We start from the raw sequence: 15,306 nt of genomic DNA on the forward strand, positions 1-15,306 counted from the left end.
GCTATCTTCCCGTCAGTTCCAGGTAGAGCGCGTCGAGCGAGTCGAGCATCTGGGCCTCGTCGGGCCAGGTGGCGGCGCGGGCGAGGGCGGCTGCGGCGTAGGACGCGAGGCGGTCGGGGTCGCCGAGGAGTCCGCGCACGGTCTGGTCGAGGCCGTCGACGTCGCCGACTTCGACGTAGAGCGCGGCGTCGCCCACGAGTTCGGGGATGCCGCCGGTGCGGGTGGTGACGAGCGGGACGCCCGCTTGCAGGACCTCCTGGGCGAACAGCTGGCGCGCCTCCCACTGGCTGGTGACGACGGCGAGGTCGGCGGCGGCGAGGAGGTCGCCGACGTCGGTGCGGTGGCCGAGGAGGCGCACGTCCGCCCCGGCGGCGTCGATGAGTCCCTGCAGCCGTCCGCGTTCGGGCCCGTCCCCGGCGATGACGACCACAGGGGACGGTTCGAGCGCCGTCCAGCGGCTCGCGGCCGCGATGAGGGTGTCGTAGTCCTTCTGCGGGTGGAGGCGGCCGACGGAGAGCAGGAGCGGGCGGTCGCCGATGCCCAGTTCGGTGCGGATCGCGTCCGGGCTGCCCAGGGCCGGGCGGGGCGGGGCGGCGACGGGGGCGAGCCGGGCGTCGCGCGCGCCGAGGGCCACGAGGTGCTCGTGCAGGTCCGAGGAGGCCGCGAGGGCCACGTCGACGCCGCGGGCGAGGCGCCGCTCGAGCTGGTCGGAGACGCGGCGTTTGACGCCGGACGTGATGAGCTGGTTGTGCCAGGTGGTCACCAGGGCCGCGCCCGAGGGGCGGGCGGCGAGGGCGGTGAGCCCGGCGGTGAGGCCGTGGGCGTGCACGAGGTCGACGCCGCGGCCGGTGATGCCGCGCAGGGCGTTGCGGACGCCCCACCACGCGAGCGGCAGCTCAGGCGAGGGCTTGGCGGTGATCGGCGCGGACGCGAAGCGGGCGCCTCGGGCGCGGAAGCTGAAGCGCTCCTCGGTCTCGGGCGGGCCGACGACCAGGACCGCGTCCCCGCGTTCGACGAGGCCCGCGGCGAGCGAGGCGACATGCGTCCCGATGCCGCCGGTCGAGGGTCCGAGCACCAGGGCGATGCGGCGTTGGCTCACTTGTCTGCTCCACTGGGTTCGTCGGGTCCGTGTTCGTCGGAGGCGGGTTCGTCGGGTTCTTCGGACGCTCGGATTATGCCAGCGCGTCGCAGCACCGGGCGCACGACACCGGCGCCGCCGATGAGCGCGGCGAGCCCGAGGTAGACGACGGCGGTGGCGGCGCCGACGACGACGCCCTGGAAGAGGGCGGTGTAGAAGGTGTCGGCGTGCCCCCACAGGTAGATGAGTTCGCGGGCGGCGAGGACGGCGCCGATCGCGGCGCCGACGGCGGCGAGCGCCGCCCGCGGAAACCCGGCGAGGCTGGCCGCGCCGGTGTGGCGGGCGACGGCGAGCGTGAGGGCGAGGCCGATGACGGTCATGCCGATGGACCAGGCGATCGCGAGCGCGAGCGTGCGGTCCGCGACCGGCAGGGCGTTGGAGAGAACGACGGCGGCGAGGGCCCCTGCGGCCCATCCGATCGACGTGGCCCCGGCGGCGTACTTGTTGCGGCCGATGGCGTACAGGCCGCGGGAGTAGATCGCGAAGACCGAGTAGCCGAACAGCCCGAAGGCGAGGCCGGTGAGGGTGGCCTGAAGTTGCGACTGCGTGCCCTCGCCGGTGTCGGAGGAGACCGAGGAGAGCACGGTGCCGATGGGTTCGGCGAGACCGGCGAGCGCGGCGACGCCGAGGCCGGAGAGCAGGAGGACGGCGCGGCCGGTCTGGGAGAGACGGCGCTGGTAGCGCTCGTGTTCGCCGAGGGAGAAGGCCTCGGCGAGGATCGGGTACGCGGCGGTGGCGAGCGGGACGGCGAGCACGGCCCAAGGCAGCAGGAAGAACGTCTGCGAGACGGTGAAGATCGCCGTGGCCCCTGGGACTTCTCCTCTGGCGTCGTTGGCGAGCCTGATGAGCAGCGCCTGGCACAGCTGCTGCGCGCCGACCGTGATCATCCCTGCGATGGCGAGGGATTTCAGGCCGGCGGCGATGCTGGTCTCCAACCGCCAGGCCGGGCGGAGTCTGAGGCGGAGTCCTCGCAGCGGGAAGACGAGGCAGCCGGCCAGGACGGCGACGCCGCAGGTGGTGCCCAGCCCGAGCAGGAAGACTTCGCTGTGTGAGACCTGGTCGGCCTTGAACGTTCGACCGGAGACCAATCCGTAGACGACGTAGACGCCGGCCATGACGACGCTGGAGAGGAGCGGGGCGAGAGCGGGCCAGGCGAAACGGCGGTGGGACTGGAGGATGCCGGTGAGGACGACTGCGACGCCGTAGAGCGGCAGCTGCGGCGCGAAGAGGATGAGCATCTCCGTGGCCACGTCGGCCGTCGCGGCGGAGTTCGGGTCTTCGGGCATGAGCAGCAGGATGATCGGCCGCGCGAAGATCGCAAGCAGGATGCCCACGGGGAGCAGGATGGTCAGCGACCAGGTCAGCAGGGCCGAGGCGATGTGGCTGACCTGTTTGGGGTCGTTGCGTGCGAGCGGGGCGGCCAGGAGCGGGATCACGAGCGCGGCGAGCGCTCCCCCGGCGACGAGTTCGAAGATGATGTTGGGGATGTTGTTCGCGGTCTGGTAGGCGGTGCCGAGGGTGCCCAGGCCGATGGCCCACGTGAAGACCATGGTGCGGCCGAATCCGGCCAGGCGGGAGGCGACGGTGATCGCACCGATGACCGAGGCGGCACGACCGACTTCGCGTCGGGTCTCGGTCAAGACTTCGTCCGACCCAGCTCGTCCAATTGGCGCAGCACGGGCGTCTCGGCGATGACCTTCGTGAAGCTCCACTTCTCGGAGGCGGCGATGAGGGCGGCGACGCCCGCGAGGGCGACGTGGCGGCCGACCATGCCGGTCCGGGCGATGAACGACAGGCCGAGGAGCGCGCCGAGGGCGTTCGCTCCCCCGTCGCCGAGCATGGTCTTGCCGTCGAGGTCGTCGGCCATCGCGGCTCCCGCGGCCGCGGAGACCGCGAGCGCGGTGTGGGCGCCACCCGCGGCGGTGGGGCGCTGGACCTTGCCTTCTTTGGCGGGGCGCGCCAGGGGCGTCGAGGCGAGGGTGACGACCTTGAGCGCGCGGCCGGGCCGCAGGTCGAACAGGTTGATGACGTTGGCGGCGCCGGCGATGACGCCGCCGCCGACGCCGACGTTCCAGAGCCGGCGCGCCCAGTGGCGGCGCGGGTCGGTGAGTTCGCCGTTGGCGAGGTCGACGAGGGCGGCCGAGGCGATCCCGGCGGTGGAGATGCCGAGGATCTTGACGAGTCCGGCGCTCATGCGTCCCTTGAGGAGCGCGCCGACGTGGCCTTTGAAGCCCTTGGCCTTCTCGCCCTTGGCGTCGGCCATGTCGTCGTAGAGGCCGACCGCGCCGGCGGTGAGCCCGGCGGTCGCTGCCGCGGCGGCGTAGGCCGGGGAGTTCGCGCCGAGCACGGCTCCCGCGGTGGCGCCCACGGTGATTCCGGGGCCTTCGGCCAGGGTCACGATGTCGCCCTTGTGGTTGACGCGTTCCAGGTCGGCCGCCCACTTGGAGCGTCGTACGGCGCTGATCGCGGCGATCGTGCCGCCCGCGGCGAGGCCTCCGATGAACGCCCGCCCTACCGTGCGCTTTAGCTGGCTCATGGCCGCGATACTAGGCCGCCTCGGGAAGCAGGTCTGAAGCGCCCTCCCCGATACCGAGATGGTTGACGACGTTGTTGTTCACGAAGTCCGCGAGGGCGGCGACGGCGGCGATCTGACCCTGGGGGGTCCCGGCGGTGTCGACTGTGGCGATGGTCTCGGTGTACTCGGCGCGGAGGGTCGCGATCGGGTTGCCGTCGCCGGTGGAGGTCGTGGCGGCGTACACCGTGGGGTCGTCGGCGGCGAACGCGTTGGCGAAGGCGACCATGCCGGCGTTGCGGTCCTCGGCGTCGGAGTCGGTGGAGCCGGGCCCGGCGAGGATGAGGACGCCGTCGGCGACGCCCGTGGGCGCGGTCTCGACGGTGAGCATGGACATCCCGTTGAGGCCGGCGGTGACGGTGGTGATGTCGCCCGGGGCGATCTCGACGGTCGCGCCGTCGGCCTCGCCGGTCATGACGGCCGCGAGCACGTAGCTCATCGCGGTCGCGCCGTCGTAGGTGACGGGGGGCTGCAGGGTGTCGGGGGTGGTCCGCTCGACGAGGTCGCCGAGGGCGTCGGTGTTGGCGGGGTCGAAGAAGTCGTCGAGGACCGAGATGCGGCCGGTGACGGTGGCCCCGGAGTAGCCGAGCATCTCGACCGCGCCGTCGACCACCGCGGTGTCGGCGCCGGGGAGGGCGACGACGACGATGCTCTTGCCGGTGAGCGTGTCGGCCAGGTAGGCGGGAGCGATCTCGGCCGCGAAGGCCTGGTCCTCACCGAGCTGGTCTTCGAGCTCCTTGACCTCGGCGCGCAGCTGCTCGTTGCCGTCGCGCAGACTCTGGATGGTCTGCTGGAACGCCTCCAAGGCGGGCCCGTTGAGCGCGGCGGTGCCCAGGATGAGGCCCACGGTGAGGGCGAGGAACACCGCGGTGAGGCTCACCAGGTGGTAGCGGAAGTTGATCACGAGAACAGCCTTTGGATCTGGAAGAGCACGCCGTCCCACCAGTCGGCGATGACGTCGACGAACGAGCGTCCGACGGTGGAGATGGCGACGGCGGTGGCCATGGCGGCGAGGCCGGAGACGATCAGCAGGAGCAGGGCGGAGATCGACATGTCCTGGCGGTACAGGCGCGAGACGCCCTTGGCGTCCACGAGCTTCCCGCCGACGCGCAGGCGGGTGAGGAAGGTCGAGGCCATGCCGCCGCGTCCCTTGTCGAGGAACTCGACCATGGTGACGTGGGTGCCGACGGCGCAGATGAGCTCGGCGCCCTTCTCGTCGGCCATGAGCATGGCGATGTCCTCGGACGTGGCGGCGGCGGGGAACGGGATCGCGGGGACCCCGAGGCGGTCCATGCGCTCCATGCCGGGGGCGCGCCCGTCGGCGTAGGCGTGGACGACGATCTCCGCGCCGCAGCGCAGGGCGTCGTCGGAGACCGAGTCCATGTCGCCGACGATCATGTCGGGCGTGTAGCCGGCCTCCAGGAGCGCGTCCGCGCCGCCGTCGACGCCGACGAGCACGGGCTTGAACTCGCGGATGTAGGGCCGCAGGACGTCGATGTCCTCTTTGTAGTTGTAGCCGCGGATCACGATGAGGGCGTGGCGGCCGTTGAACGAGGTCCGCACGTCGGGCACGCCCACGCCGTCGAGCAGGAGGTCCCGCTCGCGCTTGAGGTACTCCATCGTGTTGGCCGCGAAGGCCTCCAGTTGGACCGACAGGCCCTCCTTGGCGGCCTCCATGTCGGCGGCCACGGAGTCCTCGGTCTGGACCTCGCCCTCGCCGATCAGGGTGTCGCCCAGGTAGATCCGGCCGCCGTCGACGGCGACGGTCTTGCCTTCGCGGACCTTGTCGAAGATCTCCTCGCCGACGCCGTCGACGAGGATGATCCCGGCCTTGACGAGCACTTCGGGACCGAGGTTCGGGTAACGGCCGGAGATCGACTTGGCGGCGTTCACGACCACGGGCACGCCGGTGCCGACGAGGGTGTCGGCGGCGACCCGGTCGAGGTCGACGTGGTCGATGATCGCAATGTCGCCGGGTTCGAGCCGGCCGCACAGCCGCTTGGTGCGGCGGTCGAGTCGGGCGGTGCCGACGAGTCGACCCTCGGAGGAGTCGCCCTCCGAGTTCCGCCCGGGCAAACGCAAGCTAGGTACACGCATCGTGCATCATCATGCCATCCGATCGCGCGCGCCGAGGCGACGGCGCGCCGCTACGACCCGCATGTGCGGGTCCACTGTCAGGCCTTCATCTTCGCAGCCTCGGCCAGCAGCTCTTCAGCGTGGGCCACCCCCAGGTGGGAGTCGGGCATCCCGGCGAGCATGCGAGCAAGCTCACGCGCCCGTTCGGCGTCGTCCACGACGCGCACCCCGGAGACCGTGACCGCGCCGGACGTGTCCTTCGACACCACGAGGTGGCGGTCGGCGAACGCGGCCACCTGCGGCAGGTGCGTGACGACCAGGACCTGGTGGCGGCGGGCGAGCTTGGCGAGGCAGCGGCCGATCTCGACGGCGGCGCGGCCGCCGACCCCCGCGTCGACCTCGTCGAAGACCAGGACCGGCGGGCCGCCGATCTCGGCGAAGACCACTTCGATCGCGAGCATGACGCGGGAGAGCTCACCGCCGGAAGCGCCTTTGTGGAGGGCCGCGGGCTGCGATCCCGGGTGGGGCCGCAGCAGCAGTTCGACCTCGTCGGCGCCGTCCTCGGTCGCGCCGGAGACCGCCGTCTCCACGGCCAGGTCGAGGCCGCCGCGCCCGGCAGGACGCGGCTCGACCGCGGCCGAGACCTCGGCGTGCGGCATCGCGAGGTTCTTGAGCTCGGCGGAGACCGCCGCGGAGAAGCGCTCGGCGGCGGCGCGGCGCGAGGCGCGCAGCTGGGCGGCCAGCTCGGCGGCGCGGGCGGTCAGCTCCGCGTGCTGGGACTCCAGTTCCACCACGCGCTCGTCGGAGACGTCGAGCTCCACCAGGCGCTTCTGGGCGTTCTGGGCCCAGGCCAGCACGCCGGGGAGGTCCTCGGCGTACTTGCGGTACAGGGTCTTCAGAGCCGCCTGGCGCTGGTAGATCTCCTCCAGCCGCTGCGGGTCGGCCGCGAGGTCGTCGAGGTAGGAGGACAGGTCCACGGCCGCCTCGGCGAGGAGGGCGCCGGCCTCGGCGAGCCGCTCGGCGAACTCGGCGAGCTTGGGGTCGGAGTGGGCGTCGTGCTCCAGGGCGCGCGCGGCGGCCCCGACGATGTCGGTCGCGCCGCCGTCGCCGGTGGTCGGGTCGCCGGTGATCGCGCCGTGCGCGGTGGCGGCGGCCAGGCGCAGGGCCTCGGCGTTCTCCAGGCGGCGGGCCTCTTCGGCGAGTTCGGCGTCCTCGCCCTCCTGCGGGTCGACGGCGGCGATCTCGTCGACGCCCAGGCGGAGCATGTCGGCCTCGCGGGCCATCTCGCGGGCGCTGGTGCGGAGGCGGGACAGCTCGGCGGTGCACGCGCCGAGCTCGGTGTAGACGGCGCGGTAGGCGTCGAGGATCTTGCCGTGGTCGGCCCCGGCGAAGCGGTCGAGCGCGGCCCGCTGCTCGGCGGGCTGGAGCAGGCGCATCTGGTCGGCCTGGCCGTGCACCGAGATGGCGAGCTCGCCGAGTTCGGCGAGGACGCCCACGGGTGCTCCACGGCCGCCGACCCAGGCCTTCGAGCGGCCCTCCGAGGACACCGAGCGCGCCAGGAGCAGCTCGCCGTCCTCCAGGTCGGCGCCCGCCTCGATGGCGCGTTCACGCAGTTCGAGGGCGGCCTCGCCCACGGCGAAGCGGCCCTCGACAAGGGCTCGGTCCGCGCCGAGGGGGGCGCGGGAGGCACGACCGCCGAACAGCAACCCCAGACCGGCGACGACCATGGTCTTCCCGGCCCCGGTCTCACCGGTGATACAGGTCAGACCGGAAGCGAGCGGCAAGGTGGCGTCAGCGATCACGCCCAGGTTCTGGATGCGAAGCTCCTCCAACACGCCTCGAAGCCTATCCCCTTGGTCCGACAACCGCCGCTCGGCGCGAACTAGATTCTGCCGTGACGCCAACCGTCAACGGGCAGCGAGAGTTTCGACACCAGCCGGGACGCGAACGGCTGGCCCGACATGCGCACCAGCTTCACCGGCCGCTTCGAGCGGCGGATCGTGACGGTCCCTCCCGCGGTCAACCGCGTGAGCTCCTTGCCGTCGGCGATGAGCGCCCCCTCCGTGCCGACCGACTCGACGCCGATGCGGATCTCCGAAGAGGAGTGCACGACCATGGGCTTGGCGAACAGCGCGTGCGCGTTCATGGGCACGACGACCAGGGCGTCCACATCGGGCCAGACGACCGGGCCGCCCGCGGACATCGCGTGCGCGGTCGAACCGGTCGGCGAGGCGACCACGACCCCGTCGGCGCCGTAGCGGGAGATCCGGGTGCCGTCGATCTCGATGAAGACCTCCAGCATGCGGGCGGGCTCGGCTTTTTCGACCGCGATGTCGTTGAAGGCCCAGGAGTTCCTCGGCTCGCCGTCGGTGCCGACGGCCTCGACCGCCAGCGCGGTGCGCTCCTCGACGGTGTACTCGCCGTCGAGCAGGCGGGTGACCACGGTCTCCAGTTCGCCGGTCTCGGCCTCGGCGAGGAAGCCGACCTTGCCGAAGTTGACGCCGAGCAGCGGGACGTCGGCCTCGGCGGCCATCTTGGCCGAGCGCAGCACGGTGCCGTCGCCGCCGAGGGCGAGCACGAGGTCGGCGGTGGCGCTGGTCGCCTCGTGGTCGATCACGAGCGCGTCGGGCTGCAGGAGCGAGCGGACTTCGCCGCTGAGGATCCGCACCGCCACGCCGGCGCCGCGCAGCGCGGCGGCGAGCTTCTCGGCGAGTTCGGCGACGTCCTTCCGGAGCGGATGGGTGACCACCAAGACGCGGCTCGGCTTCTGCTGCGACCCCACTCGCGCTCCTTCACTGACGGCTTCAGGGCCTCGAACTGTACTCCAGGCGGGCTTACCCGCCGTATCGGAGAGCATACCGAGGATAACGGTTGCAGCAGGCGGATCCCGGCGGCCGAGCGCCGAGCCGACCGCCGGCCGGTTTCGCCCGCTCTGCGGCCTGTCCAGATGGGTTCCATTGGGGCACAATGTGTCCCAAACACCACTCGATCACATTGGAGCACCGCATGGCAACTCGCCGACAGATCCTCGGCTACTCGGCCCTCACCGCCGCCGCGGCGGCCGGACTCGCCACGGTCGGCCCGCGGGCCGCCGCCGCGGCCGGCGCGCACGTCCCCGCCATCGTCGTCGGCTCCGGCTACGGCGCCGCCGTCTCGGCCCTGCGCCTCGGCGAGGCCGGCGTCGAGACCCTCGTCCTGGAGATGGGGCGCCTGTGGAACGAGCCTGGAGAGGACGGCAAGGTCTTCTGCACCATGACCGCCCCCGACGAGCGGAGCATGTGGTTCAAGCGCCGCACCGAAGCGCCCCTGTCGACCCTGCTGTGGCTCGACGTCGTCAACCGGGACATCGACCCCTACCCGGGCGTGCTCGACCGCGTCAACTACGAGGACATGTCCGTCTACGTCGGTCGCGGCGTCGGCGGCGGCTCGCTCGTCAACGGCGGCATGGCCGTCGTCCCGCGCCGCGACTACTTCGCGGAGGTCCTCCCCGGCGTCGACGCGGACGAGATGTTCGACCGGTACTTCCCGCTCGCGCAAGCCGAACTCCAGGTCAACACCATCGACCCCGACTTCTACGCCTCCACCCCGTACTACCGGTTCAGCCGCGTCGCCGCCGCCCAGGCCGAGGCCGCCGGGCTCAAGACCGTCTTCGTCCCCGACGTCTACGACTTCGCCCACATGGAGCGCGAAGCGGCCGGGACCGCGCCCAAGTCGGCCCTGGCCGGCGAGGTCATCTACGGCAACAACCACGGCAAGATGAGCCTCGACAAGACCTACCTGGCGTCGGCGCTGGCCACGGGCAAGGTCACCATCGCCGCCCGCCACCAGGTGCGCGCCGTCGAACGGGACGCCGACGGGAACTACGCGCTGACGGTCGAGCACCGCGACGACGCGAACGAGCTCATCGAGACCAAGCGGTACACCTGCCGCCACCTGTTCCTCGGCGCCGGGAGCCTCGGCACCACCGAACTGCTCCTGCGCGCCCGCGACACCGGCGCGCTCCCCGACCTCGACGAGGCCGTCGGCTCCGGCTGGGGGCCCAACGGCAACGTCATGACCGCCCGCGCGAACCAGCCCTGGCACCCCACCGGCCTCAAGCAGTCCACGATTCCCGTGATGGGCATCGACGACTGGGACAACCCCGAGGCGAGGGTCTTCGCCGAGCTCGCGCCGCTCCCGGCCGGGATCGAGACGTGGATCAGCCTCTACCTGGCGATCACCGACAACCCCGAGCGCGGCCATTTCACGTACGACGCCGCCACCGACTCGGCCCGGCTCCACTGGAGCGCCGAGCAGTCGCGGCCGAGCACCGAGGCCGCGAAGTCGATGTTCGACCGCATCAACAGGAAGCACGGCACCTCGTACCGCTACGACCTGTTCGGCGACGACCGGGCCTTCGCGGACGACTTCTGCTACCACCCGCTCGGCGGCTGCGTGCTCGGCGAGGCCACCGACGCGTACGGGCGGCTCAACGGCTACGACCGCCTCTACGTCACCGACTCCTCGCTCATCCCCGGGTCGCTCGGGGTGAACCCGCTGGTCACGATCACGGCGCTGGCCGAGCGGAACCTGGAGGCGATCATCGCCGCGGACTTCTAAGCCGTGACGCCGCAGGCCGCGTCGACCTCGGCGCGGCCGACGGGCTCACCGCCGTGGACCATGCGGCAGAAGAACTCGACGTTCCCCTTCGGGCCGGGCAGCGGGCTGGCGACCACGCCGGTGGTGGTCCAGCCGAGCCGTCCGGCCTTCTCGATCACGCCCCACACGGCGTCGGCCCGCCGCGCCGGGTCGGCCACGACCCCGCCGGCGCCGACCTGGCCCTTGCCGACCTCGAACTGCGGCTTGACCATCGGCAGCATCATGCCTTCGGGTTTCGTGCACGCCGCCAGCGCGGGCAGGACGAGTTCGAGGGAGATGAACGAGAGGTCGCCGACGGTGAGGTCCACGGGCCCGCCGAGCTGCCCGGGGGTGAGGTGGCGGACGTTGGTGCGGTCGTGGACGACGACGCGCTCGTCGGTCTGGAGCTTCCAGGCGAGCTGGCCGTAGCCGACGTCGACGGCGAGGACTTCGGCCGCGCCGCGGCGCACGAGGACGTCGGTGAAGCCGCCGGTGGAGGCTCCGGCGTCGAGGACGCGCAGGCCCTTGGGGTCGACGTCGAACGCGTCGAGGGCCCCGATGAGCTTGTGGGCGCCGCGGGAGACGTAGTCGTCCACGTCGCCGACGAGGCGGATGGAGTCGTCGCCGGTGACGCTCGTGGCGGCCTTGGTGGCGGGGACGCCGCGCAGGTGGACGCGGCCGGCCGCGATGAGTTCGCGGGCGTGCTCGCGGGAGCGGGCGATCTTGCGGCGCACGAGTTCGGCGTCGAGTCGGTAGCGCGTCGGCATGGCGCGGTGGCGGGCTTTCTACTGGGTTGTCGGTCGGCCCGCGGCTTCGCCGGGCGCCGGGCGGTCGATAGCGGCGTCAGACGTCGTCGACGTTGCTGAGGATCTCGGAGAGGCGCTGCTGGACGCCTTCGAAGACGCTGACGTGGTCGGTGACGGGCAGGTCGGGCAGGGCTTCGAGTCGGCCGAGAGCCTCCTCGACCGCGCCTTGGTAGTCGTCGGCTTCGATGACCGGGTCCTGGGGTTTCAGGCGGTCGGCGAGGGCCCCCGGGTTCGGCGTGTCGGTCATGCGTCCTACTCCCGGCCGTTCGGCCCCGTCGCGCCGGCGCCGGGCGCGGGACGCTGCGGTTCCTCGTCGTCGGTCGGCTCCGCGCCGGCAGGGCCGGGCGCGGGACGCTGCGGTTCCTCGCCGTCCGGCTCGGCGCCGGCGCCGGGCGCGGGACGCTCGAGGTCCCCCTCGTCGGGCTCGGCGGCGGCTCCCGGTGCGGGGCGCTCCAGTCCCTCGTCGTCGGGCTCGGCGGCGGCGCGCGCCTCGGCTTCGGCGAGGCGGAGGCGCAGGTCGCGGATCTGCTCTTCGGAGTGCTCGAGGCGGAGGTTGAGGTCTTCGAGGTCGGCCTGGGTCGCGACGCCGATGCGCGTGAGGCTCGCGTCGAACTCGGCGCGGATGAGGCGGCCGATGTCGGAGGCGGTGCGCGTGCCGTGCTCGCGCGCCTGCTCGGCCCCGGATTTGAGGCCCTCGGTGCCCGCGCGCAGGTCCTCGCGGACCTTCCCGGCGAAGTGGCGGGCGCGGCGGGCGGGGCCGGCCAGGCTCATGAAGGTGTCGAAGTAGGTGCGGGCGGAGTCCGTCATGGGGTCCCACTCCTTCCAGAGTCTGCCAAGTTCGCGGACGGCGTCCAGGCTTGGCGGTGGTTGCGAGCCATATATTGGTCCTGCGGTCAACGGTACTGCCAAGCTACCCGTGACCGGCCTCGACCGAGCGGCCGTACTGGCCGGTAACATTTCCGAAGGGCGCGACGCCGCGTCCCCGCCGACCGAAACAGGAGGGCCCATGGCCACCATCGACGAATGCCGGACCGCGCTCGAGCAGTTCGCAGCCAACCTCGCCTCGAACCCGAAGTCGGTGAAGAAGCTCACCGGCTTCCAGCGCAGCCTCGCCGCGGACATCACCGACCTCGGCGTGTCCTTCAACGGGAAATTCGAGCAGGGCAAGCTGGTCGACATCACCGACGGCGACAACCCCGACGCGGACATCCGCATGATCGTCGGCTCCGACGATCTCGTCAAGCTCGTCGCCGGGGAACTCGACTTCATGAAGGCCTTCACCTCGGGGCAGGTCAAGATCAAGGCGAACATGATGGACCTCATGAAGCTGCGGGGCGTCCTGTAGGGCGCTGAACGGCGCGCTCACGCCTTCGGTTCGCACAGGGCCGCTTGCAGTTCGTGCTGCACGTAGGGTGCGCGGGCGCGGGCCGTGAGGCTCGTCCCGCGCCCTTCCGCCTCCCGAAGGTCAAATGCCTCCCGGTCGGACGCAACGGCATCCAGGGCACGTTGTAATCTCTGCCCAGCCGATCAAGCACAGTCGAGTGCTTCGGAGCTCAGAGAACTACCCGGGAGGACCGTATGGCCACTGTTGACGAATGCCGCAATGTGCTGGAGAAGATGGCGGGCAAGGTCGCCAAGAAGTCCGGTGAGTTCGACCTCGAGGACAGCTTCGAACGCACGCTGGCCGTGGAGATCACCGACCTGGGCCAGACGTTCAGCGCCAAGCTCGCGGGCGGCAAGCTGACCGACCTGCTCGACGGCGACGCCCCCGACGCCGAGGTCCGCGTCCTGATCGCCTCCGACGACCTGATCGCCCTGTCGAAGAAGGAACTCAAGCCCGCCAAGGCGTTCCTGACCGGCAAGATCAAGGTCAAGGCCTCCATGAAGGACCTCGCGAAGCTGCGCAAGGCCCTCAAGGTCGACTAGCCCTCACCAAGTCGCAACACCCCGAGGCGTGGCGGCCCGCAAGCCCGACGCCTCAACAGACGAGGAAGCCCGGACTGCCGCAGTCCGGGCTTCTTGCTCGTCCGCCGGCGTCGGCGGCGACTGGCAACCGTAAGTTCGCCAAGAGTTTCTCCGCGGCCGCGCCGACCGGGATCGGGGGACGCGCGGGGTCGTAGCCGGCCATATCGGCCGCGGCCCAGCTCAGTTCGCACAGCGCCCGCCAGGCGTCCAGTTCGGCGCCCTGGCCGCTGAGGCGGATGTCCTCGCCGTCCAGGGCCGCCGTCCAACCGCCGCAGTCGACGCGGTTCACCGCCTCGTTCCAGTCGGGCGCGGGGTGCGGCTCGGTCAGCGCGGCGAGGCTCCAGCCGAGGTAGGTCGGCCGCTGCTCGGGCGCCAGCGCCAGCGCCAGGCGCGGCGAGGCCACGCCGGTGAAGACCAGCAGCGAGTCGAGCCCGGCCCGGTTGGCGCCCTCGATGTCCGAGTCGGGGCGGTCGCCGACCATGATCGCCCGGCCGCCCGGCCGGCGCGCCAAGGCGGCCTGGTAGATCGGCTGCTCGGGCTTCCCTGCCACGAAGTCGGGGCCGCGCCCGAGCGCGGTCGCCACCGCGCCCACGAGCGCGCCCGTACCCGGCAGCGGACCGTCCGGGGTGGGCAGCGTCGCGTCCAGATTCGAAGTGGCCCAGTAGGCGCCGTTGCGGACCGCGATCGTCAAGTCCGCGAGCGAGCGCCAGGTGGTCTCCGGGGTGATGCCGAAGGCCGCCGCCTGGGCGGTCTTCGGATCCTCCACGGGTTCGAGCCCCACGTCGGCCACGGCGGCGCGGAGGGCCGGGGAACCGGCCACGAGGACCGTGCCGCCCTTGCCGATCCGCTCCAGGATGCCGGAGGCGACCACCTGCGCGGAGGTGAGCACCTCCCCCGGCTCGGCGGGGATGTCCATGCCGCGCAGCGCCTCGGCCACGGTCTCGGGACTGCGGGAGGCGTTGTTGGTGACGAACACCGGTTCGCAGTCGAGGCCCGGAAGGGCCGCGATGGTCGCGGCCGCTTCCGGGATCGGCTGGCTGAGCAGGTAGACGACGCCGTCGAGGTCGAGCAGCGCCAGGTCATAGGCGCCGGCGAGTGCCTCAGGGGCGCCTTTCAGTCGGGTCATGGGACTCCTCAGCGTCGGGGGCCGCTTCGTCTTTCGGAGAGGCGGTCGCGGCACTCACGTCGCCCTTGACGTCGGCCTCCGGCTCCTCGTCCGCTTCTTCGCCTTCGTCGTCGAGGTCCTCGTCGTCTTCACCTTCGAAGTCGTCGTCCTCATCGTCCTCGTCGAAGTCGTCGTCTTCGTCGATCGCGTCGGCTTCGCCCTCGGTGTGAGCGTCGGTCTGCGGATCGCGGTCGTCGTCCGAGTCCTCGTCGTCCTCGAAGTCGTCCTCATCGTCGTCGAACTCGTCGTCTTCGTCGTACTCCTCGACGACGATGCCCTCGAGTTCGAGCAGCCGCTCGGCGGCGCCGGTCTCGCCGGTCTCGTCGGCCGCGACGGCCTTCGAGAGCCATTCGCGGGCCTCGTCCTCGCGGCCGTCGGCCAGCAGGCCCTCGGCGTAGGCGTAGCGCAGACGCGCGACCCACGGTTCCGTCTTCGGCGAGTTGAGGCCGCCGACCTTGAGCATCGCGGTCGCGGCCTCGCCCATGCCCATGTCCCGGCGGGCTCCGGAGGCCACGATGAGCAGCTCGACCCGGACTTCGGGGTCGACGCTCTCGTCGCTGCCGTACTCGCGGTAGAGGTCGATCGCGCGCTCGGGATGCCCCAGGGCTCGTTCGCAGTCGGCGATGAGCGCCACGTGGTCGTGCGTGCCGCCGAGGCGCTGCGCGGCGCGCAGCTCGTTGACGGCGAGCTGCCACTCCTCGGCACCGTAGGCGGCCACACCGGTGACCTCGCGGACGATGGCCACGCGGGAGGCTTTGCGGCGGGCGTAGCGGGCCTGTTCGAGCGCGCCTTCCACGTCGTCCTCGGCCAGGAGGGCCGCGGCGGCGATGAGACGGTTGCCGACGGCCTCCGCGAGCTGCTTGTTCAGGCTGCGGAGACCGGCCTTGGTCTCCTTGTCGAGCTGGTCGAAGCCGTACTCGAGACCCTCGGGCAGGTCGGGCGCCTCGTCGGACTCGCCCATGCGGAT

15 protein-coding genes are annotated in these 15,306 nt (G+C 71.8%); 3 read left to right on the plus strand and 12 right to left on the minus strand.

All coding sequences use genetic code 11. The features are described from left to right. Position 1: 1 nt before the first annotated feature. From K3N28_RS00375 to K3N28_RS00405, 7 genes are all read right to left on the minus strand, one after another. Positions 2-1,099, minus strand: a complete 1,098-nt coding sequence (locus K3N28_RS00375) for a glycosyltransferase family 4 protein (RefSeq protein WP_228090493.1) — start codon at positions 1,097-1,099, stop codon at positions 2-4. After that, positions 1,096-2,778 carry a murein biosynthesis integral membrane protein MurJ gene (gene murJ / locus K3N28_RS00380; RefSeq protein ID WP_228090494.1) on the minus strand — a complete coding sequence of 561 codons (1,683 nt, stop codon included), beginning with the start codon at positions 2,776-2,778 and terminating at the stop codon, positions 1,096-1,098. Before murJ ends, K3N28_RS00375 begins: the two co-directional genes overlap by 4 nt. Next, positions 2,775-3,674: a hypothetical protein gene (locus K3N28_RS00385; protein WP_228090495.1), complete on the minus strand. Its 900-nt coding sequence runs from the start codon at positions 3,672-3,674 to the stop codon at positions 2,775-2,777. Before K3N28_RS00385 ends, murJ begins: the two co-directional genes overlap by 4 nt. 10 nt (positions 3,675-3,684) lie before the next feature. Beyond that, positions 3,685-4,614, minus strand: coding sequence for a copper transporter (locus K3N28_RS00390; RefSeq protein ID WP_228090496.1), 930 nt, complete (start codon positions 4,612-4,614; stop codon positions 3,685-3,687). Next, positions 4,611-5,792 carry a putative cytokinetic ring protein SteA gene (gene steA / locus K3N28_RS00395; protein WP_374209657.1) on the minus strand — a complete coding sequence of 394 codons (1,182 nt, stop codon included), beginning with the start codon at positions 5,790-5,792 and terminating at the stop codon, positions 4,611-4,613. Before steA ends, K3N28_RS00390 begins: the two co-directional genes overlap by 4 nt. Before the next feature lie 92 nt (positions 5,793-5,884). Next, positions 5,885-7,621, minus strand: a complete 1,737-nt coding sequence (gene recN / locus K3N28_RS00400) for a DNA repair protein RecN (protein ID WP_228090498.1) — start codon at positions 7,619-7,621, stop codon at positions 5,885-5,887. A 47-nt stretch (positions 7,622-7,668) separates the two neighbouring features. Then, the gene (locus K3N28_RS00405; protein WP_228090499.1) at positions 7,669-8,568 is read right to left on the minus strand and encodes an NAD kinase; all 900 of its coding nucleotides are present in this window, start codon (positions 8,566-8,568) and stop codon (positions 7,669-7,671) included. Positions 8,569-8,792: 224 nt separating this feature from the next. Between K3N28_RS00405 and K3N28_RS00410 the strand changes: the two genes are divergently transcribed. Further along, positions 8,793-10,385 (plus strand): GMC oxidoreductase, encoded by a 1,593-nt coding sequence (locus K3N28_RS00410; protein WP_228090500.1) that lies wholly within the window; start codon positions 8,793-8,795, stop codon positions 10,383-10,385. Here the strand turns inward: K3N28_RS00410 and K3N28_RS00415 are convergent. From K3N28_RS00415 to K3N28_RS00425, 3 genes are all read right to left on the minus strand, one after another. After that, positions 10,382-11,170: a TlyA family RNA methyltransferase gene (locus K3N28_RS00415; protein ID WP_304608660.1), complete on the minus strand. Its 789-nt coding sequence runs from the start codon at positions 11,168-11,170 to the stop codon at positions 10,382-10,384. The genes K3N28_RS00410 and K3N28_RS00415 overlap by 4 nt on opposite strands. Before the next feature lie 76 nt (positions 11,171-11,246). Then, positions 11,247-11,456, minus strand: coding sequence for a hypothetical protein (locus K3N28_RS00420; RefSeq protein ID WP_228090501.1), 210 nt, complete (start codon positions 11,454-11,456; stop codon positions 11,247-11,249). Between the two features lie 5 nt (positions 11,457-11,461). Continuing rightward, positions 11,462-12,016: a hypothetical protein gene (locus K3N28_RS00425; RefSeq protein ID WP_228090502.1), complete on the minus strand. Its 555-nt coding sequence runs from the start codon at positions 12,014-12,016 to the stop codon at positions 11,462-11,464. Between the two features lie 199 nt (positions 12,017-12,215). On the opposite strand from K3N28_RS00425, the gene K3N28_RS00430 reads away from it, so the two are divergent. Further along, complete coding sequence (locus tag K3N28_RS00430) at positions 12,216-12,554, plus strand: SCP2 sterol-binding domain-containing protein (RefSeq protein WP_228090503.1); 339 nt, start codon at positions 12,216-12,218, stop codon at positions 12,552-12,554. Positions 12,555-12,787: 233 nt separating this feature from the next. Next, on the plus strand, positions 12,788-13,135 hold the full coding sequence (locus K3N28_RS00435; protein ID WP_228090504.1) for an SCP2 sterol-binding domain-containing protein: 348 nt from the start codon (positions 12,788-12,790) through the stop codon (positions 13,133-13,135). Between the two features lie 52 nt (positions 13,136-13,187). Here K3N28_RS00435 and K3N28_RS00440 read toward each other — a convergent pair whose 3' ends face one another. Both K3N28_RS00440 and K3N28_RS00445 read right to left on the minus strand, forming a co-directional pair. Then, positions 13,188-14,300 (minus strand): HAD-IIA family hydrolase, encoded by a 1,113-nt coding sequence (locus K3N28_RS00440; RefSeq protein ID WP_228090505.1) that lies wholly within the window; start codon positions 14,298-14,300, stop codon positions 13,188-13,190. After that, positions 14,275-15,300 carry a hypothetical protein gene (locus tag K3N28_RS00445; RefSeq protein ID WP_228090506.1) on the minus strand — a complete coding sequence of 342 codons (1,026 nt, stop codon included), beginning with the start codon at positions 15,298-15,300 and terminating at the stop codon, positions 14,275-14,277. Before K3N28_RS00445 ends, K3N28_RS00440 begins: the two co-directional genes overlap by 26 nt. Positions 15,301-15,306: the final 6 nt, after the last annotated feature.

The sequence above is a fragment of the Glycomyces sp. TRM65418 genome, assembly GCF_019710475.1.
Taxonomy (GTDB): domain Bacteria; phylum Actinomycetota; class Actinomycetes; order Mycobacteriales; family Micromonosporaceae; genus Glycomyces.

Bases quoted from the DNA above. Each gene is read 5' to 3' on its own strand.
- K3N28_RS00385 (WP_228090495.1), bottom strand. From the start codon at position 3,674: ATGAGCCAGCTAAAGCGCACGGTAGGGCGGGCGTTCATCGGAGGCCTC.
- K3N28_RS00410 (WP_228090500.1), top strand. From the start codon at position 8,793: ATGGCAACTCGCCGACAGATCCTCGGCTACTCGGCCCTCACCGCCGCC.
- K3N28_RS00415 (WP_304608660.1), bottom strand. From the start codon at position 11,170: ATGCCGACGCGCTACCGACTCGACGCCGAACTCGTGCGCCGCAAGATC.
- K3N28_RS00420 (WP_228090501.1), bottom strand. From the start codon at position 11,456: ATGACCGACACGCCGAACCCGGGGGCCCTCGCCGACCGCCTGAAACCC.
- K3N28_RS00425 (WP_228090502.1), bottom strand. From the start codon at position 12,016: ATGACGGACTCCGCCCGCACCTACTTCGACACCTTCATGAGCCTGGCC.
- K3N28_RS00430 (WP_228090503.1), top strand. From the start codon at position 12,216: ATGGCCACCATCGACGAATGCCGGACCGCGCTCGAGCAGTTCGCAGCC.
- K3N28_RS00435 (WP_228090504.1), top strand. From the start codon at position 12,788: ATGGCCACTGTTGACGAATGCCGCAATGTGCTGGAGAAGATGGCGGGC.
- K3N28_RS00440 (WP_228090505.1), bottom strand. From the start codon at position 14,300: ATGACCCGACTGAAAGGCGCCCCTGAGGCACTCGCCGGCGCCTATGAC.
- K3N28_RS00445 (WP_228090506.1), bottom strand. From the start codon at position 15,300: ATGGGCGAGTCCGACGAGGCGCCCGACCTGCCCGAGGGTCTCGAGTAC.